Origin of the sequence: Sorangium sp. So ce302 (assembly GCF_051530145.1) — a bacterium.
In the GTDB taxonomy this organism is placed as follows: Bacteria; Myxococcota_A; Polyangia; order Polyangiales; family Polyangiaceae; genus Sorangium; species Sorangium cellulosum_B.
Window position 1 is genome coordinate 6,129,879 of the sequence record NZ_CP150326.1, and the last position, 24,788, is coordinate 6,154,666.

The 24,788-nt window shown below is 67.9% G+C and carries 17 protein-coding genes and 1 pseudogene; 7 read left to right on the forward strand and 11 right to left on the reverse strand.

Features of this window, described 5'->3' with window-relative positions:
- Window positions 1–40: 40 nt before the first annotated feature.
- Window positions 41–1,207 carry a S1C family serine protease gene (locus tag WME73_RS23205; RefSeq protein ID WP_437747557.1) on the forward strand — a complete coding sequence of 389 codons (1,167 nt, stop codon included), beginning with the start codon at window positions 41–43 and terminating at the stop codon, window positions 1,205–1,207.
- Between the two features lie 170 nt (window positions 1,208–1,377).
- On the opposite strand, the gene WME73_RS23210 is transcribed toward WME73_RS23205, so the two are convergent.
- Window positions 1,378–2,754 (reverse strand): DUF1552 domain-containing protein, encoded by a 1,377-nt coding sequence (locus tag WME73_RS23210; protein WP_437917092.1) that lies wholly within the window; start codon window positions 2,752–2,754, stop codon window positions 1,378–1,380.
- A complete protein-coding gene (locus WME73_RS23215; protein WP_437747559.1) occupies window positions 2,751–4,451 on the reverse strand; it encodes a DUF1592 domain-containing protein in 1,701 nt (566 codons plus the stop codon). The genes WME73_RS23210 and WME73_RS23215 overlap by 4 nt, the downstream gene beginning before the upstream one ends.
- A 537-nt stretch (window positions 4,452–4,988) precedes the next feature.
- Between WME73_RS23215 and WME73_RS23220 the strand changes: the two genes are divergently transcribed.
- The gene (locus WME73_RS23220) at window positions 4,989–5,810 is read left to right on the forward strand and encodes an alpha/beta hydrolase (RefSeq protein WP_437917093.1); all 822 of its coding nucleotides are present in this window, start codon (window positions 4,989–4,991) and stop codon (window positions 5,808–5,810) included.
- A 367-nt stretch (window positions 5,811–6,177) separates the two neighbouring features.
- Here WME73_RS23220 and WME73_RS23225 read toward each other — a convergent pair whose 3' ends face one another.
- The 6 genes and pseudogenes from WME73_RS23225 to WME73_RS23250 all read right to left on the reverse strand — a co-directional run.
- Window positions 6,178–7,269 (reverse strand): hypothetical protein, encoded by a 1,092-nt coding sequence (locus WME73_RS23225; protein WP_437917094.1) that lies wholly within the window; start codon window positions 7,267–7,269, stop codon window positions 6,178–6,180.
- 197 nt (window positions 7,270–7,466) lie between these two features.
- Window positions 7,467–8,201 carry a hypothetical protein gene (locus WME73_RS23230; protein WP_437917095.1) on the reverse strand — a complete coding sequence of 245 codons (735 nt, stop codon included), beginning with the start codon at window positions 8,199–8,201 and terminating at the stop codon, window positions 7,467–7,469.
- Window positions 8,198–9,997, reverse strand: coding sequence for a hypothetical protein (locus tag WME73_RS23235; protein ID WP_437917096.1), 1,800 nt, complete (start codon window positions 9,995–9,997; stop codon window positions 8,198–8,200). The genes WME73_RS23230 and WME73_RS23235 overlap by 4 nt, the downstream gene beginning before the upstream one ends.
- Before the next feature lie 27 nt (window positions 9,998–10,024).
- Window positions 10,025–11,281: a hypothetical protein gene (locus WME73_RS23240; protein ID WP_437917097.1), complete on the reverse strand. Its 1,257-nt coding sequence runs from the start codon at window positions 11,279–11,281 to the stop codon at window positions 10,025–10,027.
- A 120-nt stretch (window positions 11,282–11,401) separates the two neighbouring features.
- The gene (locus WME73_RS23245) at window positions 11,402–13,027 is read right to left on the reverse strand and encodes a polysaccharide deacetylase family protein (protein WP_437917098.1); all 1,626 of its coding nucleotides are present in this window, start codon (window positions 13,025–13,027) and stop codon (window positions 11,402–11,404) included.
- 951 nt (window positions 13,028–13,978) lie between these two features.
- A pseudogene (locus WME73_RS23250) lies at window positions 13,979–14,104 on the reverse strand (IS5/IS1182 family transposase); the annotation flags it as partial.
- A 1,018-nt stretch (window positions 14,105–15,122) separates the two neighbouring features.
- On the opposite strand from WME73_RS23250, the gene WME73_RS23255 reads away from it, so the two are divergent.
- Window positions 15,123–16,910, forward strand: a complete 1,788-nt coding sequence (locus tag WME73_RS23255) for a hypothetical protein (protein ID WP_437747566.1) — start codon at window positions 15,123–15,125, stop codon at window positions 16,908–16,910.
- A 203-nt stretch (window positions 16,911–17,113) separates the two neighbouring features.
- Here the strand turns inward: WME73_RS23255 and WME73_RS23260 are convergent, their stop codons facing one another.
- Window positions 17,114–17,773, reverse strand: a complete 660-nt coding sequence (locus WME73_RS23260) for a hypothetical protein (RefSeq protein WP_437747567.1) — start codon at window positions 17,771–17,773, stop codon at window positions 17,114–17,116.
- Between the two features lie 78 nt (window positions 17,774–17,851).
- Window positions 17,852–18,334: a hypothetical protein gene (locus tag WME73_RS23265; protein ID WP_437747568.1), complete on the reverse strand. Its 483-nt coding sequence runs from the start codon at window positions 18,332–18,334 to the stop codon at window positions 17,852–17,854.
- A 292-nt stretch (window positions 18,335–18,626) separates the two neighbouring features.
- Between WME73_RS23265 and WME73_RS23270 the strand changes: the two genes are divergently transcribed.
- Both WME73_RS23270 and WME73_RS23275 read left to right on the forward strand, forming a co-directional pair.
- Window positions 18,627–19,997 carry a sigma 54-interacting transcriptional regulator gene (locus WME73_RS23270; protein WP_437747569.1) on the forward strand — a complete coding sequence of 457 codons (1,371 nt, stop codon included), beginning with the start codon at window positions 18,627–18,629 and terminating at the stop codon, window positions 19,995–19,997.
- 92 nt (window positions 19,998–20,089) lie between these two features.
- Window positions 20,090–21,322 (forward strand): GNAT family N-acetyltransferase, encoded by a 1,233-nt coding sequence (locus WME73_RS23275; RefSeq protein ID WP_437917099.1) that lies wholly within the window; start codon window positions 20,090–20,092, stop codon window positions 21,320–21,322.
- A 99-nt stretch (window positions 21,323–21,421) separates the two neighbouring features.
- On the opposite strand, the gene WME73_RS23280 is transcribed toward WME73_RS23275, so the two are convergent.
- A complete protein-coding gene (locus WME73_RS23280; protein ID WP_437747571.1) occupies window positions 21,422–22,285 on the reverse strand; it encodes a LysR family transcriptional regulator in 864 nt (287 codons plus the stop codon).
- 329 nt (window positions 22,286–22,614) lie between these two features.
- On the opposite strand from WME73_RS23280, the gene WME73_RS23285 reads away from it, so the two are divergent.
- Both WME73_RS23285 and WME73_RS23290 read left to right on the forward strand, forming a co-directional pair.
- On the forward strand, window positions 22,615–23,091 hold the full coding sequence (locus tag WME73_RS23285) for an SRPBCC family protein (protein ID WP_437917100.1): 477 nt from the start codon (window positions 22,615–22,617) through the stop codon (window positions 23,089–23,091).
- Between the two features lie 174 nt (window positions 23,092–23,265).
- Entirely contained in the window at window positions 23,266–24,519 is a 1,254-nt protein-coding gene (locus WME73_RS23290) for an acyl-CoA dehydrogenase family protein (protein WP_437917101.1), read from the forward strand.
- Window positions 24,520–24,788: the final 269 nt, after the last annotated feature.

The window sequence follows — 24,788 nt, forward strand, 5'->3', positions numbered from 1 at the left end:
AGGGGAGACGCCTTGCCGATAGCAAGCTAGATTGCGCCGCATGCGCCACCGCAGCCACGCTCGACTCCCTGCCGTCCTCGTCGTCGCCGCGCTCGCCGCCTCCGCCGGATGCAAGGGGAAGCCCAGCCCCAGCGGCCCGTCGCCCGACGCGACGAAGGTCCCCGACGCGCCGGCGACGTCGGCGACGATCGACACGACGCCGCCGCCCGTCCCGCCCTCGAAGGGCGCGCTCATCGAGGACGAGCGCAACTCGATCGCCGTGTTCCGCGACGTCGCGCCCTCGACGGTGTTCGTGACGCAGCAGCGGCTCGTGGTGGACCGCTTCTGGGGGACGGCCGTCGAGGTGCCCGCGGGCTCGGGCTCGGGCTTCGTCTGGGACGCCGACGGGCACATCGTCACGAACTACCACGTCGTGGCCGGCGCGCAGTCGCTCGTCGTCCGGCTTCAGGGGGAGAAGACGTTCCCGGCGAAGCTCGTCGGCGTCGAGCCGCGCAAGGACATCGCGGTCATCAAGATCGACGCCCCCAAGGACATGCTGAAGCCGATCCAGGTCGCGCCCCTGCGCGAGCCGCTCGAGGTCGGGCAGAAGGCGATCGCGATCGGCAACCCGTTCGGCCTCGATCACACGCTGACGACCGGCATCATCAGCGCGCTCGGCCGCCAGGTCCAGGGCGTGGGCGAGGTGACCATCCGCGACATGATCCAGACGGACGCCGCGATCAACCCCGGCAACTCCGGCGGCCCGCTGCTCGACTCGAGCGGGCACCTCATCGGGATGAACACGATGATCTTCTCGAAGAGCGGCAGCTCCGCCGGTATCGGCTTCGCCGTGCCGTCGACGACGATCGCGCGGATCGTCCCGCAGATCATCCGGACCGGGAAGGCCGAGCAGGTCGGCCTCGGCATCCAGCTCGATCAGTCCCGCCGCCTCGAGCGGCGCAACGGCATCCGCGGCCTCATCATCATGACCGTCGTCCCGGGCGGCCCGGCCGACAAGGCGGGCATGCGCGGCCTCTCCGAGGGCGACCGCGGGCTCGTCCTGGGCGACGTGATCGTCGGGATCGACGGCACGCCCGTCACGGACTACGACGGGCTGTACCAGGCGCTCGACGGCAAGAAGCCGGGCGACAAGGTGAAGGTCGACGTGCTCCGCGGCCCGAGCGGCGAGAAGGCCACCATCGAGGTCGCGGTAGAGCTCCTCGGCTGACCCGCCCCTCCCCGCCCCGTCCCCGACCCGACACACCCGAGCGTTGGCGGAGCTCGCCCGCACAGGAGACGGGCCCAGATCGGCGTTTTCGGCGCGGAGGCGTACTCATGTACGCTGAGCACCGAAAACGTCGAGGTGGGCCCGTCTCCGCAGCGGGCGAGCTCCTCATCTCAGGCAACGATCGAATCCATCAGCCCGCCTTCGAGGCTCTCGTCGCCGAAGTCGTCGAGCGGACCGCCCTGGCCGTTCGTGCAGCCGACGGCCGCGCCGATCGTGTTGAGCAGCTTGTTGTTGGTGACCCGCTGGTCGATGAACTGGCCGGTCTTCAGGTAACCCGCGGCGCCGCCGGCGAGGAGGTACGGGACCCTGGAGTAGGAGTGGTACTTGTCGGCATTGTCGTTGAGCCACACGGCCACGCCGCGGTCGAGGAGCGTCCCCGAGCCGATCTCGTACGACGCGAGCCTGTCGAGCAGGTGCTTGAAGATCCGCGCGTGGATGCGGTCGATCTGGTGGTGCAGCTCCTGCGCGCCCTCGATCGGCGGGCCGACCTCGCCGTCGCCGTCGATGCGGTGAGAGATCTTGTGGTAGCTCTTCTGCCGCACGCCGTGGATCGTGTACTCGGTCGAGTCGTTGCCGTCGCCGACCTGCAGGGTCGCCGCGCGCGTCGCGCCGCACGCCATCGCGAGCGCGATGATGTCCATCTGCATGCGGGCGACGGTCTCCACGTTGTCGTAGCTGCCGACGTCCGGAGAGATCGCCTCCATCTCCGCGACCCGCTCCGGCGGGAGCGCGCAGGCGAGCCCGACCTCGAGGTCGCGGATGCTGTCGAAGTGGAGCTCCAGCCGCTCGCGATCGCCCTGGCTGAGGTCCTTCCGGCGCATGAGCGCCTGCATCTGCTCCCGGACCAGGTCGTTCACGCTGGCGCGGCGCGCGGCCAGCGCCTTCGCGGCAGCGGCGTCCACCTCGGCGAGCCCGAAGAGCTTCTGGTACGCCTTGTACGGGTCGCGCTCGGCGGCGCGCAGCTGCTTCGGCCCGCGGTACGAGAGCACCTCGTTGATGTAACCGGCCTTCCTGCCCGCGTAGAGCGTCAGCGGCTCGACGCCCGCCGGGTTGAGCTCGGTCGCGATGCGGTTGTCGATCGACTCGCCCATCGCCAGCGACTCGTTGCCCGCCGGATCCTCCGACACCTGCGCGGCCGTCAGGCACTGGTTGCCGCCGCCGGAGTGGCCGCACCCGTTGCCCGGGAACGCGAAGCGGACGCCGCGCACCAGGATCAGCTGGCTCGCGTAGTCCTTGAGCTCGCTGACCGCCCGATCGGCGTCCGCGGCCATCGACTCGGCGGTCAGCGGGCCCGGCGCGCTGGGCCAGAACATCTCCGGCTCATCGCCTACCTGCTGCGCGACGCCGTTGGCCTGGCGCATGAAGATCGCGAAGGGCGGCACGTCCCCCGTGCCGGCCGCGGCGCGGCGCGGCGCGAACGTCTCCAGGAACGGGAGCGCCACCGTGACGCCGAACAGGCCTCGAAGCACACGTCGTCGGGTGATCATGGCGCCTCCGCGGGAACGCGAGCGAGGAAGGGAGTGGAGGAGACGATCCGGACGATGAGCTCCTTGGTCGAGGCGCCGCCGCGCGACGCTTCGCCGAGCTCCTCGACGAGCGCCCGGTCCTCCGCGCGCGCGCCGCGGCCGTGGGCGAACTCGAGCCAGCGCTCCGCGTAGCACCCGTGCGCCTCGCTGCTCTCGGCGAGGAGCTGGCTGAACTCGACCGCATCCGCGTAGCTCCTCGGCTGGCCGCCGAGCGTGTAGGCGTCCGCGGAGTTGACGGGCGCGCCGTTGTCGGTCGCGCGGTACTTGCCGATCGCGTCGTAGTGCTCGAAGGCGAACCCGGCGGGGTTGATGAGCAGCCCGTGGCACGACGCGCCGCACGTCCCCTTGCCCGTGTGCGCCTCGACGCGCTCGCGGTTGGTCGCGAGCTCGCCCGGCGGCAGCGAGGTCGCGTCGTCGGGCGGCGGCGGCAGCGTGGCGCAGAGGATCCTGAGGTTCACGAAGACGCCGCGGTGGATCGAGTCCGGCTGCCGCGCCGTCGCCTTGGCCGCGAGGAAGCCGAGGCGCGTGAGCAGCCCCGAGCGCTCCCCTTCGTCGAGCTCCACCCGCTTGAACTCGCCCGAGAAGTCACCCTCGACGCCGTAGACCGCGGCGAGGTGATCGTTCACGAACGCGGTGCGCGCGGTGAGCAGGTCGGTGAGCCCGCCCTCCTCGTCGAAGACGACGTGATCCACGAAGAGCTCCGCCTCGCGCTGCATGTCGTCGCCCATCTCGGGGACGAACTCGGGGTAGAGCGCCTGATCCTTGTTGAGGTCGTGGTACTGCTCGTAATCGTAGAGCTGCCGGTGGAACGCGCCGACGACCTCGCGGGCGCGCAGGTCGTCGAGCATCCCCCCGGCGTAGGCGCGGACGGCCTCGCGGGTCGAGAGCTCGCCCGCCTTCGCCGCCTCGAGGAGCGCGTCGGAGGGCATCGTGTTCCACAGGGTATAGGCGAGCCTGGTCGCGATCTCGTGTCCGCCGAGCGGGATGAGCCCGCCCTCCGCCGGCCCGGCGCCGATCTCGACGCGGTAGATGAAATGAGGGGACTGCAGAAACGCCTCGAGCGCCGCGCGGACGCCCGCGGCGAACGGGTCTTCGCCCTCGAAGAGCTCCTCGCCGCGGTGGAACAGCGCGACGTATGCGTCCCGCTCCTCGTCCGTGAGCGGGCGCCGGAACGCCCGCTCGCCGAACCGCTCGACGAACGCCTGCGCCCGCGCCTCCGGCGCGTCCGGCAGGTCCGCGGGCGCGATCCGACCGAGCTTGCCCTGGTCGGCGGTCACCATCGCCGCGAGCTCCTCGGCGGCGCGCTGGTAATCGCCCCAGAGGCCCGGCGTCACCAGGAGCGCAGCCTCGTTGTTGTCGAACACGCCGCCGAGCGGGTCGCTCGTGAACGACGCCGAGAGGCCAGGCCGGTCGTCGAGGCGCAGGAGGTCGCGCACCGTGTTCTCCCACTGCGCGTGGGTCAGCCGCGGAAACATGCTGCGCTCGGCGACCTCTGGCCCAGTCGGCCCGCCGGGAATGACACCATCCCCGTCGCCCCCTCCCGGATCGCCCGCGGCGCCCGTACACCCCGAGATCAGGAGCGCGGCGACGCTCAGCTGGGCGCCGAGCAGCCGCCGCCATCGCGAGGAGGTAGTCAATCGATAGGCCGGTGAGATCATCGAGCTCTCCTGACAAGCAGATCGACTGTGTACGCAGGAGACACACCTTGGCCGCCGCCACCGCGAGGAGGTGGTCAATCGATAAGCCAGTGAGGTGGCCGAGCTCTCCTGAAGCAAGGCTCCGAACCAATCCGGACCTCGCCAGGCAGCCGAGGGTGGGCGCAGCGACAGGTGCGACGAGGCGCCCTGCGGAAGCAGGGCGACACGGAGCAACGACGCGACGCGCCGACCATCGGCTGCCTGGCGACAAGAGGTTTCGTCGCTCTAAGCCAAGCAGCTAGATCCAGTTATGTAGGAAATACACTTTACTAACAACCCAAAAAAATCTTGGTCGGTGGGCAGACGCGCGGCGATCGTCCTGGAGCAGACAAATACAACGGCACCCAAACCCTCGCTCGTGTGTGTGTGATCTCCCATGCATGCCGGCCATGGCAGGAGATCTCGATGGCTGGCCACTCCTGACGAGGCGGTGCGGTGTCGCCGCCGCGGGAAGTTCGCTGTTGCCGCCGAGCAGCGGGTTCAGCAAGCATCTGCTCGATGCGCCCCTCTCGCCTCCGCTGCTGCTACGCTTGGTCTGCGCTGGCGCTCGCGTCGCTCGTCTCGCTCGCCGCGTGCGAGCGACGGGCAGCCCCGCCCGGGGGCGGCGCTGCGGGCACCGAGCAGCAGGCGCCTCCCGCCGCGCCAGCCGCGAGCGCGGCGGTCCCCGCCGCCGCGGTCGAGTACCTCGAAGAGATCACGGGCGGCGCGGACCGGAACGAGGCGCTCCCCCTCGTCGTCGCGATTCACGGGCTCGGCGACAGGCCCGAGTCGTTCGCGGGTCTGCTGTCGGGCGCCGACGTCAAGGTGCGCCTCATCGTGCCGCGCGGGCTCACGCCGTACGGGGGCGGCTACTCGTGGTTTCCGCTCCAGCAGGCGCTCGCGAGCGATGAGGTGGGACAGGGCATCTTGCGCGCGGCCGCCGCGCTCGCGGCGACGATCGAGCGGATCGCCGCCGAGCGGCCGACGCGGGGAATGGCCATCGTGACCGGCTTTTCCCAGGGCGGCGCGCTCACGTTTGCGCTCGCTCTTCACCACCCGCGCGTTGTCGGCGCCGCCTTCCCCATGGGCGGCTGGGTCCCCCCGGCGGTGCTGCACGGCGCAGGCGCGGCGGCTCCGGCGCCTCCGACGCTCGTCGCGCTGCACGGCGAGGACGACCGGCGCGTCCCGATCGGCCCGACGCGCGACGCGATCGCGGCGCTCGAGGGGCGCGGCGTCAAGGTGAGGCTGGCGAGCTACCCTGGCGTCGGCCACACGGTGAGCGGCGAGATGCGGCGCGACCTCCTGCAGCTCATCCGCGGCGCCGCCGCCGAGGTGCGCTGACGACCGCCCGGACACAGCCGCGGACCTCGCCCTCGCCCGCCCGGGTGCGCTGTTCTCCAGGGGCGAGCGTGCCGCCCGCACCGGCAGGAGCGCGGCCGCGCCGCCGGCCGCGAGGAGCGGGGCTCCAGGAGTTGCCGCGCCGAGCCGGAGCGGCTCGGCGACCGGGAGTGCAAGAGCGGCGAGAGGATGGAGGGGAGGGATCTGTCTTGACGCTACGTTCCAGAGACGGAAGTCCAAACGTTTCGGAGACGTCAACCCCCAGCCGCGGGACCTGCCCTGGGTCGACAGAACATTGTTCAATGCGATCCGGCCCTCCGGAAGAACGACGCAATAACAACACCTCTTCCATGCATCGAAGAGGCCGCCTTCACTCCACAGCCTGCGGGCGGTCCTCGGTGTAAGTCGAGAGCGCCGCTATCAGCGCGCGTAGAAACACGCGCTCGGCATCCACCGACAGCTGCTGGAGTGCGAGCGTGTCGCGGGTGTGCGCGATGCCTTGAGCGTCCGAGCTTTCGAGAACGCTCCGCACCTTCACGATGAAAGAAATCTCGCGCTCGACGGCTTCAACTTCGTTGCGCGCCTGCTCGATCGCCGCGCGGGTCTGATCACGGAACCGCCGCAGTCGCTGGTTGACCTCGTAGGAGGCATGCTGCAGCTCATCGGCCCTCGACCCGAGGTGCCGGTCCTCGTGAATGGATTGCGCGATCCCGCCGATATTGAAGCTCACCTCCGCGAGCCCATACCAGTCAGACCTGGGGAACGGTATGACTCCACTGACGACGCGGACGCGCCACGCGTCGAGCGACCGAACGTACGACGCTTCCCGTGCGACTCGGTTGGCGCTCCGTGCGTACGCTGCCGCCTGCGCACTGAGCGATCCGCGCGGCTTGCCGAGCCTCTGCGCGGCAAGCTGAGCCACTTCGCCGCGCACGTGAGCCAGCTTGCGCTCGAGCGCGTCAGCGTGATTCCGCACCTCATTGAGATCGATGAGCGTGATGACTCGCTCGGAGAACCGCTCCTCGGCCTTCTTCATGAGCGCGCGCCACTCCTGATCGTGTGCGTCCAGATAGGCCTCTTGCTCGCGCAGCGCGACGAGGCGGGCGGCGCCAGCCCCGTGATCGAGGATCTCCTCAATGCTCATAGACGATTCGTGCAGGTCGCACTCCGCGTCGCCGAGGCGCATCACGCGTAGCCCCTTGTAGAAATCGAGCGGAGAGAACGACAACGCCGTCCGCACCTGGTAGCCGTCTCCTGCCGTCGCGCCGATGTCGATCGCGTTGCTCGAGGGATGTCGGATCCCTTGAACAACAACCTGGGGTGCCATCAGCAAGGCCGCATCGCTCGCAGCCAGCGCGTGCACTTTACGGCAGTAGGCCGGCTGCTCTGCCAATGCGTCGGCTCGCCCAAGCAACAGGAAGGCAGCAACGGCGGTCACAGGGACACGGAACAATTGTCGCATTGCAGGTTGCCTCATATACCATCCATGGTTTGTTACCAAAACGTGTTCCCGACCCAGCGCTCTGCTGGGGCTCGATATCTCCGACAAGGCGCCGTCATGGGTATGCGCGCTCCGTCCGCGTGCGACGCGGCGCACGATAAATCACGCAGTCCGGCAACCCCGCCGGACACGGAGAGGTCTTCGAGACACGCCTGCCATCAGGGCTTCTGATCCGGCAAGACTGGACGCGACGCTCGCAGCTCGACCTCGAGGCTCGCATTGTCAGCCCGAATCCCAGCCGGCCCCCTTAGCTTCAGTGCCGAGTCTGGCAATTTCCCTATCCATACGACCGCATGGTCTACTTCCACGTGAAGTGTGTTCGCGTCGAGATCGAGCCGAGCGAGCAACGTATGGCTCGTACCGGCGCGGATCACAGGGATATCCGCGCGCGACCAGGTCGGCAAAAGCCTCGTGTAGCCTCGGTCACGGCACTGCGCATGCGCATTCTGTCCAGGATTCACCTTCAAAGAGACCTGGATGCCATCGCCGGGCTCGATGTGCCACATCACGTAGAGCACGTTGCATGTATCCTGGGCAAGGAGCTTTATGCCGACCTGCCGTCGCATTTCGCCCGAAGCGAGCGGCGCACTGTAAAGAGTGGGGCCGAGATAGGCGAAGTTCATCTGGATCGTGGACCGAAAATCACCACCGATGAGCGCGCGCAGCGCGGGCGAGCGCAGCGCCGAGTGAGAGCTGTCAAGGGCTTCGATCGTGCCGCTCGTAGCTCGCAGTTGAGCCACGCTGATCGATTCGAGTGAAGCACTGTCCATCCAACCACCATAGATCGGCGCGCTGCCTTGCCCCCTACGACCGGCAGCCACCACGGTCACCATACCGAGCGATATGGAGGCGGCTGCCAAGATCAACACCGAGGCGCTGGCTCTGGCTTTCACGAGCCTATCCCCGCTCCGCGTCCTGATGACGGTCTCGACGGGTCAAAACCGGGTCGAGGTTGGTGCCAAACTGAAAAAAAGCCCGGCTTCTTGCCCGTGGTCCAGCCCTCGTAACCGTTGGGAGTCCAGGGAGTCTCTCGCCACCCGAACCAGAATGCTCCAAACGGGACATCTCCACGAAGGATCGCACGCAACGAGAGTTGCAAGGCACGCCGGACACGGAACAGCAGGGCTATGCGCGACGAGCCGCCACGGATGAGCGTCGCCTCCGGCGCAAACCCGGTGACATTGCCGAACAACAACACATCGTGGACCGCCCCCACGAATGAGGAAACGAAAGCGAAGACGAATGCATGCAATGGCGAAAACGGAATCGCCAGCAACAATCTCCAGTAACGAAGATCACCATTGATGATGAGAGCAAAGGCGATGAGCAGACCATTGAGGACGATCTGGCATGTACAAAGTCCGATGACGAAGATCGTCAGTCCACTCGGACTGAAGAAAGATGCCGGAAGATACAGGTAGAACAACCCGGTCAAGAACCAGTATCTGAATCGCAAGAACAGAATCACAATCGCGGGGAGGCCCAAGGTCCAGTAAAACGGCAACGCGCGCCAGAATCGCCCCGTTACCTCGATGCGTGCGGTGTTCCACCGGCGGCGCTGCCGGAACAGGCTCTTGATCGTGGTCGGCGAAGAGGTATACACGCGAGCCTCGGGCTCATACTTCAATGCCCGGTCGATCCACAGAGCGCGAAGCATGGCCCACAAGGCATGAAGCGGAGTTCTAGGGGGCTCGAAGTGAAACCGGCCGTTCTTGAACGTCGCAAGGATGGCCATGAACGCCATCACCGTATCATCGGTGTCGCCGGCGATCAGCTCTGGAATCTCGGACACCGTGCTCGCGGAGAAGCTTGGGAGCGGGAAGCCGAGCCACCAGAGGACCCAATGCCGCAATCGCAACGTGCGGATATACGCCAGAAACTTCGGAGCGGCTGCGAAAATGTCATACCATGTGCAGTAGAAGACCCCCGGCACGCCGCAGAGTGGAATCGGCCGCAGGTTGTGTCGTGCCACGTTGGCGATCATGTACTCGCGCGCAATCTGAATCGTGAGCTGGCCCTCGACCGTGAAAAAGTGCCTCCATCCTTGCCAGAAGCGATTGCCACGAAGGTAAAAATTGCCAGCCACAGCACGAGCAGGCCAGCCGGTCAAAGGATGCCGCCTCACCAAACGCTGGACCAGCTTCCGGAGAGCGTCGGGGCCAAGATCAGCATCGGCATCAGTGCTGATGTAGACCTCGGGAAAGCGCGGGTGGTACCCCTTCGAGACCCTTTCGCGCAAAAACTTCACCCCATGCTCGATCGCCATTGGCTTTCCACGCCTCCCGGGGGTTCCGGTCACATACAACCAGATGCCGGGTCGGCGCTCTCGGGATTCTGCCCAGCTGCGAAGCTCGGCGTAGAGCTCGGGTGCGTCATCATAGCCATCGATGCTGATCACGATGAACAATTCGGACGGATAACTGTTCATCAGCGCGCTCTCGACGGTGCAGAGCATGCTGGCGAGCTCGTCCCATTTGCGGAGCAACGACGGGATCACGAGGACCGCGGAAGGAAGCGTGTCCTGTTGTTCGCAGCGATCCATCCGGCCAAACGCCAGAGTCCACATGTGGCGGGGTAGAAGGTAGAAGTGATCCCAGGCGAATATCGAGAACAGAAGAAGACAGTGCACGAGCGGCGCGGATAGGAGGAGCCCGTCCCACGCGTGGAGGCTCCACAGCAGCGATTCCATAACTGAACCTCCCTTGGTCCGGATCGTTCAATTGTTCGACCGGGAGTGGTCTTCCAGGTGCGCTGCCGGCATCGCAGACTCGTCCTGGCTTGCCTCCACTTGTAGCGAGGCGGGTGGCGTCTCGTCTTCGGATGCGACATCCGGCGGCTGCGTGTCCGTCGCATTGTAATGCTGGCCGCGGCCAACGTTGCCTTCAAGACGAACTCGCAAGCTCTTCGCCTTGGCAGAATCACGGTCCCGCAGGTTGAGCACCGCGTATTGCCCACGCGCCTGATGTCCCCAGGGATCCGGGAGCGTGACCTCACCAGGAACGATCTCGGCGACCGTGCCCACCGCCTCGCAGAAGAACAGGCCCCAGACGCACGAGTAGATTTTCGCGCCTCGCTCGACCCCCTCGATTTGGGTATAGGGAACGAACGCTACGTCCAGGCTCTGCTCGGTTGCCCGAAATGTCGGCCGGTTCCGCAGATCTGCTGCGATCTGGTCGATGTTCGCGACACGTTCGGTAAGGGCGCGCTCGTATGCCTGCTTGGCGCGCTTCTCGGACTCGAGCCGCAGCAGCTCCATTTCGATACGGGCCAATTGCTCGTCGCGGAGGATGGCCTCGGGCGTGGCCGGCGCTCCATCGTGCCCCGAGAGCGCCTTCTGCACCAGAAGCTTCTCGTACATCAGGCCGTCGCTCTGTATCCTCTCGCGCTCGTTCCCGAAGAGCGCGAGGTTCATCTGATTGAGGGTCTGCATTTCTTTTGCGTAGTCTGTCCGCGAGATGATGCCGGCCTCCATGTCGGCCTTTGCCTTGCCTGTAAGCGCCGTTTGCTTTTCTATCATCGCGGCGAGGAAGCGCTTCTGGTTTTGCAGTGCCTTGATCTCACCTTCAACCATCTGTGCTTGGCGGGAATTCAGCTTCGTAATCCAATCGCGCCCGCTGGCTACGGTCGGTCGGAGTTGCTCCAGGCGTTCGATCGCTGTCTCAGCGGCCAGGAGGTCCTCGCTGCAGCTCTCGAGCTCAGCGACCGCACGGGTGCGCTCGACATGCAGCTCGTTCATCTTGAGCTTGTTGGCGAGGACGATGTCATTATCGGGCGACAAGATGAGCGGCGCAATAACCGAATCGCGCGCTGCTTGGTAGACAGCGCGACCGATCGACCCAATGCCTCCCACGACGCCGCACAGCGTGATAAACGCAAGAATACGCGTATGGACGCCTGACTTCGACTTGCATGGACCAGCGTTGGGCTCCGGAGCGGCACCTGCATCCAGCTCGGGCTTCTTTTGCGCGCTCATACCATGAACCATGACGCTCCTCCGAGTATTCCGAGTAGGCATAGAACGAAGCAAACAATGGGAGTCGTGCGGCTAATATACTTAGTCGCGACAACAATCATTCTTGTCATGAGATAGCTTCTAGTTCCCGACGGCGGCAAAATCATCCACCGTGAGCGAGCCGATGGACTCAAGCGCCAAGCCGAAGCTCAAGCGACGGGCTGCCGCCGGCGCTACCGGTGTCGTGAACGAAGCCTGCGTCCAGGTGGAGGTTGCAGCGAGCGCAGAGCCTTCGGTCCAGTAGTTCCACTCACCCGCCGTATCCTGATAAAACACCACCATGCGGGCTGTACCCGAACCCTTGTACCAACCTGAAACGGTGTAGGTGCGCCCCGGTTGCGCCGGAGGAGCGCAAGGGCCCGAGTCTTGCCTCGTGACCAGCTTGCGGTCGCCGTTCTTGTAGCGCGAGATGGTTACGTTCTCGGCGCTTGCCCCCGTATGGGCGTCGCTCGTGCGCGCCCATGTCGCGGTGTTTGCGCCGTAGCGCCCGCGCTCCCAGCAGTCCGCCACGCCGTTCTCAGGGTTAACATCATCCTCCAGTGAGGCATTGGAGATAGGAATAGAATCCGTGGGCGGCGTGCTCCCGCCCCCGTCTCCGCCATTGCCCCCGTCTCCGCCGCCGCCACCGTCTCCGCCGCCGCCACCGTCTCCGCCACCTCCCCCGTCTCCGTCTCCGTCTCCGCCACCGCCACCTCCCCCGTCTCCGCCACCTCCCCCGTCTCCGCCACCTCCCCCGTCTCCGCCACCTCCCCCGTCTCCGCCACCTCCCCCGTCTCCGCCACCTCCCCCGTCTCCGCCGCCGCCGCCGCCGCCGCCCCCGTTAATGACTTGATCGACCGTCTTGACTTGAATGTTCATGGTCGATCTATTGCGCTGAATCCAGTTCAGAACGGCGTCAAAGTCGGCGACCGCGAAACCGTATTGTTCATTGCAATCCGTACAGATGTGATGAAAAATCAACGGCACCCACCCGCCACCGTTGCGGTGCGCATTCTCGATCCAGCCTGTAACCGCGCCCACCGACGTCGTTGACTGGATAGAGCCATAGCCGCGAATTAGCTGAGCGTTTTGCGGAGGAATCGTCTCGGCGGCATTCGTCGAGCAGCTTCCACAAAGACCACTGACACCGCGCGCGCTGGTGAAGCCGCAGTCGCGGGAGATGCCCTGAAGCGCTACGTTCGACTCTCCGAATGGGTAGGCGAACGATGTCACCGAGAATCCGGGATTCTCCGGAGCAAATAGATTTATCAACGCCCTGCGGTCGTCGCACATCTGCCGCACCTGCTCGCTTTCGCTGAGCGTAGTGAGGTGCGGATGGGTCAGCGTGTGGCTGGCAATCTCATTACCATCATTCAGCAGATCTTGGATCTGCTGCTGGGTCATGTAACCACTCCGGCCGATGCGCGGACTGTTGAGGTAGAAGGTGCCGTGCATGCCGTACTCTTTGAGAATGTCGCGGGCCACATACTGGTCCGCAATGGTATCGTCGAACGTCAACGACACCACGACCGATCCAGGATCCCCAATCGCGGCAATGGATTTCCCGACGTTCTCTCGACTCTCCGACGATCTTTCGTCCTCCTCGCCCGACTCAGCGCTGCAGCTGGATTGAAAGACCAGAACCAAGACCATTCCGAGCACATAGGACGTGGTCTTTATCGAAGCAGCGCCCACCTGTTTCTTATCAAAGACTCGACAAGAGAGCATGTTTCACCTGTAGTTTGGAGCGAGACACGAGGTGATGGATTGCGTGCCTAACGCGCATGTCACACATTCGAAAATCATTTACCTTGGACCTCTTCCGTGTGGCTTGCGGGCCATGGAAGGGGTTTCGCCTTTGGACTCAAGGGATTGGCGAGCTTCGGCTCGCCCCCGGCAAAACCGCTGGCTTTGATGTCACCCAGGTTCCGCCGTTACTCCAACAGAACGGACGTTCGAGGTGCAAGAGCTTCAGCTATCGAAGGCGACCGGGGGGGGGGATTGTCGCTACAATCGGATCTACGATATCGCATCGCGATAGTCTAGAGAATAGTAGCGCCGCCGCAATCCGATGCATATCGGGATGCGAGTACAATGCTAGCAGATGTCCCCGTCGCTCGGGGCTCAGCTACCATGCTGTCCGAAGCCAGTCTGCCCTAGGCGGCCATAGCACCTGCGCAAAGCCGCCTCCGGAGCGAGCATCTCGGAGCTTCCTCGCAACACCCCTCTTGGCTACGGAGCTCGTCCGCGCCGATGCGCGGGAGTCCTGCGGCAGAGGAGGATGGCGTTGGCGCCGCGGGACGTTGACGACGGTGTTCTCCCGCTGGACGAACCCTGCATGCCCCGCACACCTCGGTCGCACAGTCGGCTCCGAGCCGCGCTGACGATGGTGCTCACCGTCGTCAACGTGCTCGTTGGCCGCGACTCGCTCCGCCAGCTTCGTGGCATCGTACATCGCGAGCCCAGCTCGTCGCCGAGAACGCCCTGCGCGGGTAGGAATCGCAAACGCCATCCGAAGATCATGGGAAGGAAGTCGGAGCGTTTAAGAGACGTCAAGCCCCGACTGCGGGACCTGCCCTGGGTTGACAGAACGTAAGCGTTCACCGCCCGGATCTGCGATGGACGCCGTCCTACCCCCCGTGTCAGAGAGGTTGTCGCGCTGGCTGATCCGCTTGGAGCCTAACCCAATAGGCCAGCCGCGCGCCAGGTGATGATCCCGCAAGCGAAGTGCAGAAGGGCGAGGTAGGTGTCCGCGCGCTTCGACCAGCGGACGAGGTTCGCCCGAAATCGATTCATCCAGCCGTGGTTCCACCTCTGCCCAGATGGCGTCGGGGATCCTCCAGCCGTCGTCCTCGTGCTGCTCCATCTGCCGGCGGCTGCCGCGTCACACGCCGATGTCAAATGTGCTCACCGAAGCCGGTCCCCTGTGGAAAGGTCTCGCCAAATAAGAGAAACCATGTTCAAGAGCGCGAACCTCTTCACTTGCTCTCCCTTTCCGGATTTTGTCTTTCTGCCAAGTCCGTCGTCCGATCTCGCACGTCTCGAGGGCCGCCGGCCCATGACCATCGTTCCTCTGGCGAATCGCAGAGCTCTCCGTCAGTGGGCGGCGGGACAGCAAGCAGTCGTCCGAGAAGCCCAGCGCGGCTCAAGAAAATGCACCGGTTCACACGGAGACATGTCCCGAGCCCGAGGGTGGTGCCCCGGGCGGAGCCCCCGGCGCCAGCGCGGGCAAGGCGGTGTGTCACAGGCGAACTTGTGCAGTTCCTTTCGACCTTCATAAGGAGGTCACATGAGCAGACACGCTATCTCCCGCGACGTGGGCCAGAGGGATAGGACGGACCGGAGCGGCGGTTCTTGACCGGCAGGTGCTGACCGGCACGCGCCCCCGCCGCCCCCCTCGACCCGTCCTCATCGCCCTCGCGCCGGTGGTGACGCCGTCGAACAGGAGTTGGGACGGGCTGACCCATGATTCCGAGCCTCATTGGGTCGGTTCGAGTTTAGCCGGAACATCGGCAGAGACGCACGCTCGAGCTATCGCGCTCGCCGCGAGCGCAGCGTGTATGTCACCGACCTGCGCGATCTGAACGTCTTGCGCGCGTAGCGGATAGAGCACGTGTCCGGGTCACCCCGCGCTCCTCGGCGACAGGGCTCGAACAGCGCAACTCCCCGGGAGACCTCGCCAATCGCACAAACGTGATTGATCTCACATTTTTCCCGCGACCCCTGCCCCAGGGCGGGGTGAGCCGCAGGTAGGGCGGCGCCGCGCGAGGCGCTCCGGTCCATCTACACGGCGCGCGCGAGCTGCCCTACGTTGTGGTCACGAATGAAACCGGATCCTTTCGATCGCTTCGCGCGGTGGCTCAACCACCCTCGCTTCGTCCAGGCCGTCTTGCTCCTCGCGCTCGCCCTGGCGCTGCCCACGGTGGCGATCGCCTTCTATGCCGATGACTACATCCTGTTCTGCTACCTCGCGAAGCTGATCCCTGGCTCGCCTCCCTGGTACGATCTCTACGACTTCTTCCCCGGCGTTCCGGAGGAGACACGGGCTGCCGTCTCCATCTCCGGGCTGCCGTGGTGGACCGATCCGGAGCTCAGGATCCACCTTGTCCGCCCCCTGGCGAGCGCGCTGTTCACGCTGGAGCGCGCGGTCTTCGGCGACACCCCGCTCGGGTACCACCTTGTCTCGATCGCGCTCTATGTCGCCCTGGTCGCCGCCGCCGGCAGGCTGTTCCTGCGGGTTCTCCCGGGCGCGACCGCGGCGCTCGCGCTGCTGATCTTCGCGGTCAGCGGGAACCACGTTCACCCGGTCGGGTGGATCGCGTGCCAGCACATGCTGCTCGCGGCGCTCCCGGTGGTGCTCGGACTCCTGGCGTACCTCCGCTACCGCGAGGATGGGTGGCGCCCCGGGCGGTACCTGGGCCCGCTCGGGCTCGGGATCGGGCTCCTCGGCGGCGAGGCGGCGCTCGGCGGGGCTGCGTACTGGATCGCCTATCAGCTCGCCGGTCCCGTGCCGCCGGGCCGCGCGGACGGCTGGCGCGCCCGGGCGGCCGGCGTGCTCCCGGTGCTCGGCCTCCTCGGGTACTTCGCCGCGTACAAGGCGTTCGGCGGCGGCGCCGCGCACACCGGCGGGTATATCGACCCGCTCAACAGCCCGCTCGCCTTCGTGGCCGCCGCGGCGGAGCGGCTGCCCATCCTGATCGGCGGCGCCCTCGTGGCCGTGCCCGCGGATCTCTCCGTCCCGCTCCCCAAGCTCCCCTTCATCGCGGTCGGGCTCGCGGCGGCCGCGGGCGTCGCCCTCCTCTATCGCGCTTGCCTCCCCGCGGTCCCCGAGCGCGAGCGGGCCGCCTTGCGCTGGCTCGTCCCCGGGGCGCTCCTCGCGTTCTTCACGAGCCTCGGGGGCTTCCCCGGGTCGCGCCTGCTGCTGATGCCGGGCCTCGGGATCGCGCCGCTCCTCGCCGTCGTCGTCCTGCGCGGGCTGCGCCGCGCCCCCTCGCCCGGGGTCGCGTCATGGCCCCGCCGCGCCGGCGCCGGGTTCCTCGCCGCCGTGCACCTCGGGATCGCGCCGCTCCTTTTCCTCGCCGCCACCGCATCGAGCATCGATATCGCGCGCAAGCTCGAGGACATCGCCCGCACCGCGGAGATCGACGCGCCGCCCCGCAAGCGGGTCTTCATCGCGGCCGCCTCGGATCCCATGGCAGCCATGTACCCGCAGGCGATCCGCGCCCTGGAGTCGCCCGATTCGTTCTCCTGCTGGTCGATCCTCTCGATGAACAAGGGCACGCACCGCCTCACGCGCACAGGCCCGTCCTCGTTCTCCCTGGGGCGCATCGACGGGACGATGCTGACCGGGGCGTTCGAGACCCTCTATCGCGCGCCGTCCTCGCCGATCGCGGCGGGCTACGAGGTCGGCCAGTGCGGCGCCACGATCCGGGTCGCCGAGGTCGCGGACGGGAGGCCCGTGCGGCTCGAGGTCGACCTGGGCGCGCCGCTCGAGGATCCGGGGCTCGTCATCCTGGCGTGGCGCGACGGGAGGCTCCGCCGCGTCGCGCCGCCCGCGGTCGGCGAGGCGGTGGAGTTCCCGTGGTCGCCGGGGCCGATCGGGTTCTTCTGAGCTCTTCCGGGGGCCGCCAAGGACGCCAGGAACAGCAGTTTCCGCCCCCCTCTGCACCATCCAGAGCAGAGCCGCAGCAGAGCGGCGGTCACCCGCACAGGAGACGGGCCCAGATCGGCGTTTTCGGCGCGGAAGCGCACTCCGGTGCGCTGAGCACCGAAAACGCCGAGGTGGGCCCGTATCCGAAGCGGGTGACCGCCGCTCTAGAGGGCCATCGGCAGCGGCGCGCCCTCGCGACCGACGTAGGCCACGGTCACGAGCTCGCCTTCCCGTGGGTCGTTGACAGGCAGGGTGAAGAATCCCCCTCTCCAGAGCGTCTCCTGCGGGCTCATGAAGGCGCTCCGGACGAACTGCTCGTATTGCTCGAAGTCCTGGTGCACCGTCTCGACACGGCACATCGAGCTCCGGCACTCGATCGAGCGGAGCGACGAGGTGTCCGGGAGCGCCGCGCTCAGCTTTTCCCGGGCCGCCTCGCGCGCCTCGGCGCTCCACCGGGTGTCGGTCCCCTGCTGCGTGAACGTGTCCTCCAGGCGCTCGCGCACCGCGGCCAGCGCGGCCGCGCGCTGCTCGACTGTCGGGGCGCTCTCGCTCGCGTCGCCCGGGGGCTCCGGCGCGGGTGCCGCGGGCGCTTCCGCCGGCGGAGCCACGGGAGCCGGCGCGGCGGCCTCGATCCGCCGCTCGGGCCGGGGCGCGGCGCCGGCGAGGGCCGGGCCGCTCTTCGTCGCCTCGATGGCGCGCGAGAGCGCGCCCATGTCCTCGCGCATGCGCGCCATCTCCGCCTCGTCGCGCCGCCTGTCGACGGCGAGCGTCGCGACGGCGCCGGCCGCCGCGAGCACGATCAGAACCTGCCAGATCCTCTTCATGACTCCCTCCGTCGAATGGCGCGCCGGGCCGGAGCCGTGAGAGCGCGCGCCGCGCTCCCACGGCGGCCGCGGCCCCTCTCAGTAAACGAGCTGGACCACCTGCGCGCCCGGACCGACCGCGCAGGCGGCAAACGGCGAGGTGTCGGGATAATAAGGGGTGTCCGGCAGCTTGATGTTCTCGAACCACCCCGTCGTCGCAAGGTCGACCCCGCCGCCGGACCAGCCGCCCCCCGTGGCCTTGTCGAAGACGAACGTGGCGCAGTTCATCGTGGTGGTCCAAGTCGGCTTCTTCGCGGTCACGGTGACCCTCGCCCAGTTGTTGAAGGGGCCGGGATCCATCACGAGGGGGAGGATGATGACCGAGTTGCCGCAGCGGTGCCCGCCGACGAAGCCGTCGTTGATGAGGCTCCCGAAGCTCTCGCTGAAGCAGCTGGCCTCGGCGGCGTCCCTGGTGCGGCCGATGAATGCGGCGGTGTTCCTGGCCGAGGCGTCCGGCGCCACGCCGACCGTGGCGAGGGCGGAGGCGACGGCGAGCATCGAGAGCTTGAGGATGGGCTTCATGGGATTCTCCATTCGGGCGCTTGTTGGTAGACGCGCTGCCGGCGATGCGCCCCATCGCCGCGCGTTCGAGGTGTTGTCGTCCATGGCCCGTTGACCGTGGACCGTTATCCGCGGGTCGCTGGCCGCTGACGTTTCACCGTTGAGCATCGAGCGTGCCAGCCGCGTCCCGCGCGGATCGCCCGGTGGCGGAGCGCCCTTGTCGCGCGCCCGTCGCACTCCCCTGCGCCGGCGTGGCCTGGGCGGCGACAGCGCCACCGCGCGGGGCGCGACGCCGCCGTGGTATCGTGGCGCCATGGCGAGCGGACCCCCGAAGAGAGCAGCCCAGAGCGGCGGCGATACGCTGACCCACCCGGGCGCCCGCCCGGACGACAGCGCGGGCATGGTCCGCCGGTTCCGCATCGAGCTCGTGGAGGGCCCGGCCAAGGGTGCTGTCTGGGACTCCTCCGCCGATCGGTGCTCTATCGGGTCGAGCGAGGGCAACGACCTCGTGGTCGCCGACGCCACGGTCTCCCGGTTTCACTGCGAGATCCGCATCGACGACGCGGGGGCGCGCGTCCGCGATCTCCGCAGCCACAACGGCACGGTCGTCGACGGGGTGCACGTGATCGAGGCGTTGCTGCGCACCGGCAGCCTCATCCGGCTCGGAAAGACGGTCGCCCGCTTCGAGTTCGGCACGGAGCACAACCGCCTGCCGCTCTGGGAGGAGGCGCGGTTCGGCGCGCTCTCGGGCGCGTCGGCGGCGATGCGGGCGGTGTTCGCGCTCCTCGCGCGGTCCGCCGAGCGCGATGTCACCGTGCTGCTCGAGGGCGAGACCGGCACCGGCAAGAGCCAGGCGGCCCGCTCGATCCACGAGCGGAGCGCGCGGCGGGACAGGCCGTTCGTGGTCGTCGACTGCGGCGCGATCCATGGGAACCTCATCGAGAGCGAGCTCTTCGGCCACGCGAAGGGCGCGTTCACCGGCGCGGGCGAGCAGCGGATCGGCGCCTTCGAGGAGGCGTCGGGCGGGACCATCTTCCTCGACGAGATCGGCGAGCTGCCGCTCGACCTCCAGCCGAAGCTCCTGCGGGCGCTCGAGGCGCGCGAGATCCGCCGCCTCGGGACGAACACGCCGAGGTCGGTCGACGTGCGCGTCATCGCGGCCACGCACCGGGACCTGCGCGCCGAGGTGAACGCGGGCCGCTTCCGCGCCGATCTCTATTTCCGGATCGCGGTCGTGCGGATCCCGATGCCGCCCCTCCGGCAGCGCCCCGAGGACATCCCGGCGCTGCTCGACGATCTCCTCGCCTCGCTCCACGCGACGCCGGACGAGGCGGCGACGCTGCGGGACCCGAGGGTGATCGCCCGCATGACGCGCGCCGCGTGGCCGGGCAACGTGCGCGAGCTCAGGAACTACGTGGAGCAGTACCTCGTGTTCCGCGCGCCGCCGCCCGTGAGCGAGCTCGCGCCGGTGAGCGCGCCACCGCCGGTCGACGCGAGCGTGCCGTACGCCGAGGCGCGCGACCGGGTCCTCTCGGACTTCGAGCGCCGCTACTTCGAGGCGCTGCTCCGCGCCCACGACGGCAAGGTCTCGCGGGCCGCGGCCGCCGCGGGGCTGGATCGGCGGTACCTGTACCGCCTGCTCCACCGGCACGGGCTGGGGCCGGAGCGCGAGCCGGAGGGGTAGCGCCGCGGCGTCAGAAACTTGGACAGGGTCGGCGGGGTCCGGATAGGAGGGACCATGCTCGATCGCACGCCGCGGGCGAACCGCTCCTACCGATGGCGGGTACGCTCCTGAAGACTCCGTCCCTCACCGTCCGCTCCCCCGCTCCGGTCGCCGACGCGACGGCGGTGATCGAGATCGCGGCGCGCACCTTTGGCAGTTACGCGAGCTTCCGCGCCGACTGCGCCGCCTGGTACGTGAACCACAGCCACTACGACTGGGACGCCTCGGTCATCGGATTCCTCGGTGATGCGATGGTCACCCACTGGGGCGTGTGGGGTTACCGGATGCGGATCGGTCGGGCGGAGGTGCGCTGCGGCGGCATCGGCGCGGTGGCCACCGAGGCGGCCCACCGCGGGAAAGGGCTCATGGCCCGCACGGCGCCGCACAGCCTCGACCGCATGCGCGCCCGCGGCTATCACCTCTCGATCCTGTTCGGGATCGACGACTTCTACCACCGGTTCGGCTATGTGCCGGCCTGGCCCGAGTCGCGGTGGCGCGTGAAGCTCGCCGACCTCCCGGCCACGCTGCCTCGGCTGCGCGGCCTGCGCCGGATCCCGGCGGCGCCCACGCAGGCGCTGGTGCGGCTGCACAACCGGTGGAACGCCGGCCTCACCGGCACGGCGGTGCGGCCGACCTTTCTGCGCTCGTGGAGCGGCATGCGCAAGGACGTCGAGGCCTGGTGCTGGGGCGCCGATCGAGAGCGCCCCGACGGGCATGTCGTCGTCCAGGCGAGCGGGAGCCGGCTCGTGTGCGCCGAGGCGACCGGCGCACCGGACGCGGCGCTCTCGGCGCTCGGGGCCCTCTGCCGGCGGAAGGCGCTCCCCGAGCTCCGCTTCGACACGCTCCCCTACCGCTCGGCGCTCGCCGCGCGGCTACGGACGCTGAACAGCCGTTACGAGCAGCGGTATGCCGCCAATGGCGCCGCGATGGTCCGGGTCGTCGACCTCCCGGGATGCCTCGCGGCGATGGCGCCGGAGCTCTCGGCCCGGCTCGCCGCGTCCGAGCTCGCGGGCTACCGCGGCGCGCTCACCCTCGCCAGCCCCGAGGAGACGGCGACGCTCCGCCTCGATCGCGGCCGCGTCGAGGTCGTCCGCGGGCGGAGCGCCGCAGGGGCGCGCAGCGCGATCGGCGGCGGCTGGGCGGTGGCGCGGCTCCTCCTCGGCTCGGACGCGCCGCTGGAGGTGTGCGACGCGGGGAAGCTCCGGCTTGCCGGAGACGCCGCCCGGCTCGTCCCGGTGCTCTTCCCGGCGCAGCACCCGCAGCTCACGCTGGCAGATAGGTTCTGAGGCCGCCGGCTCGTTCATCTTCACCCCGCCTGATACAAGGCCGGTGTACCGACATCGCATGTCGCAGCAGAGGGGGATGACACGCGCGCCCGGGCAGGGTCACGACGGCGCGGCGTCGACCTCGATGGGTCGGCTGGCCAGGAGGTCGTCGAGCAAGGTGCGCAGCGCCACCGATTGGCTGGCGGCGCGGGTATACAGCGCGGTCGCTTGAATCACCGGCAGCTCGACGTCGGGGAGCAGGCGTACCAGCGTTCCTCGTTCCAGGTCACGCAACACAAGGAATTCGGGCACGAAAGCGATGCCCAGCCCGGCCCTCGCGGCGTCCCGCGTGACGATCATGTTGCCCGTGCTCATGCGCCAGGGGACGCGCACGGTCTCCCCGCCGACCCTCCACTGGACGATATCGGGCCGCGTGACGACGGCGTCATGCTGGGCGAGCTCGGCGGGCCTTTGGGGCATACCGTGCAGCTCCAGCCAGGCCGGCGAGGCGACGATGACCATGCTGACGTCGGCCAGCTTGTGGCTGATCAGCTCGCTGTCCTCGATCGCCCCCATCCGGATGGCCAGGTCGTAGCCGCCGTTGACCAGGTTGACGCGCCCGTCATGGAGATGCAGGTCGATGCGAACCGCCGGATAACGCCTCATGAACGAGAGCAAGCGGGGCGCGATCGCCGCGTGGCCATAGGCGACGGGCGCGGTGATGCGCAGCAGCCCGGAGGGAGCCGCGTGGAGGCTCTTGACCTCGGCGGTCGCCTGCTGCGCCTCTCGGACGATGGGCTGGACCTTGTCGAAGAAGCGCCTGCCCGTATCCGTCAGGCTGAGCGCGCGCGTGGAGCGGATCAGCAGCGGCGCGCCGAGCCGCTGCTCCAGCAGCGCGAGGTTGCGGCTGAGGGTCGCCTTGGGCAGGCCGAGCGCACGGCCGGCCGCGCTGAGCGAGCCTTCCTCGACGATGCGCACGAACATCGACAGACCGGTCAGATCATCGGGCTCCCTCAACGTTCCACTCCTCGAACGCGGCCGTTCCAGGGCGCCCTCTGGCGCCGTCCCGGGCATCTTCGCATACTCCGGACGTGATCCTAAGCGTGGCGGCGCCGGCGCGGCGTCCCGCCTCGCGGCGATCCGCGCCGAGGCGCGGCCGCCACCGGCGATGCCGGTCTCCCCGAGGCCCCTGAAGGCGCAGCGCACGCCATCGGCCCCGCCGCACCTCGGACCAAGCGCGGCTGTAATAGTACAGAGGTGCCTCGCGGCCCCCGGCGCATGGCCACCTGGGGGAAGATCGATCAGGAGACAGCATGATCTACGTGTTCAGAGAGGTCGCCGTGAACCTGGATCTCGCCCCGAGCCAGCCGACGCTCAGCAGAGGCGAAATCTGGAGAGGCCTCGTCATGAAGGCCGAGAACGCCTTGCCCTTCGTCCCCGGCCTGGCGAAGTGTGAGGTCGTCGAGCGCTCGCCCGGGAGCCTTGTTCGCGATATCGTCTTCCGAGGCGAGGAGGCGAGAGAGAAGGTCACCTTCCACCCGGAGGAGAAGGTCGTGTTCGTTCGCCTGTCGGGAAATATGGATGGCTTCATCGTCAACGAGATCCTCGGCGAAGACGGCGACCTGCGCCTGCGGTTCAGCTTCGCTCTGCAGCTCCTGGGCGCGCCGTCCGACAGCGCCAGGGAGCGGGAATTCCGTGAGGTGGTGGAGCGGGATTATGTGAAGGCGGTGGATGCCACGCTGGACGCCATCCGGAAGATGGTGTCGAGCGAGCAGCGGTCCGCGCGGTAGGGAGCAGCAGGCAGCCATCCCTGCAGCCGCTTGCGTGGCTGCAGGGACAAGGTCGTCCGCGCTCTTCGCATTCGCTTCCATGTCGGCGCAATTCGCTGGACCGACGCGCGTACCGCCGGCCGCGCCGATCGGGTCGGGCCAGCCAGCGAATTTTCGCCACGCGAGGGATGGTCTATGAGTCTCGAACGTTCGTCGATCAGAGCTGTGGTCATGAAGGCCCCCGGTCGGATCAGCCCCGCCGCCGACGCGCCGTCGCTCGAGAGTCTGGTCTCCACTGCGCGCGAGCTCATCCCTCGCCTCCGCGAGCAAGCCCAGCAAACGGAGATCGAGCGCCGCGTCTCGGAGGAAACGAACCAGCTCTTCCATCGCGCAGGCTTCTTCCGGCTGATGCAGCCGGCCCGCTACGGCGGCTATGAGTACGGCTTCACCGCGCTCCTCGACGTGATCAGCGAGATCGGGCGAGGCTGCACCTCATCCGCCTGGGCATGCTCGCTCGGGGCGATCCACCAGTGGCTGCTCGGATTGTTCCCGGCGCAGGCGCAGGACGACGTGTGGAGGGAAAATCCCCGGGCCATCCTGTGCGGCTCCTACTCGCCCATCACCGCAGCGCATGCGGTGGATGGCGGGTACCTGATCCAGGGCAAGTGGCGCTTCGCGTCCAACGTCGACAACTCGCAATGGGCCGTGCTGGGCGTCCAGTTTCCGAAGGAGAACGACGCCACCTCCAACGCTGGCTTCTTGCTCGTGCCCCGCTCCGACTGGTCGATCGAGGACGACTGGCACGTCGCGGGCCAAGCTGGCACCGGGTCCAAGACCGTGGTGCTCAACAAACCGACCTTCGTCCCGGGTCACCGGAAGCTCACCTTCGCGGAGGCCGCGTCCGGTGCGCCTCCCGGGGCCACGGTGAACCCCAACCGCATCTACAGCATCTCCTTCCTCTCGGCGATCCCCGTCTGCCTCGTGGCCCCGCTCCTGGGCACCGCCCAGGGCGCCATCGATGCCTTCCTCGATCTCTGTGAGAGCCGCGTCACGCGCGGCGGCATCGGCGGCGCGGGAGCGCGCCTCTGCCAGTTCGCTCACGTGCAGTCGCGCCTGGCCGACGCGGCGGCCGCCGTGGACGCGGCGAGGCTCGTCCTCGACCGCGACATCACCGAGGTGGAGCTGACAGCAGCCCAGGGGAGGTCCGTGAGCGTCGAGAAGCGTATCCGCAACCGGCGAGGCCACGCCTACGCGGCGAAGCTGTCGCACTCCGCCATCGAGGCGCTGTTCTCGTGCGTCGGTGGCAGCAGCTTGGCGCTCGGACAACCGATCCAGCGCATGTGGCGGGACGGCAACGCGATCGCCCAGCACATCAGCCTCAACTGGGACGCCGTGTCCACGATGGTCGGCCAGCACATGCTGGGCCTCGAGCCGAAGGGGGCCTACTGACAGCGACGTCGCCCGCGCCCTCGAGCTCGGGTCGCTCGCGCTGGTGCTCTCGGAGACGCGCCGGCCGCGCCGCGCGCCGTCCGCTCTGGCAGGTTTGCGGAGCCGCTGAACCGCTGGCCGGGAGGCCGTCTCTCCAAATGGATGGAAAACTGCCAACTCATTGGCAAGGCGCCACGCGCGCCCACCGAGTTTGCTACGCTGCCGCCGGACCCGGCGACGTGGAGCGGCTGTCTGGCCGCGAAGCGCGGACGTTCGAGCCGTGGCTCGAG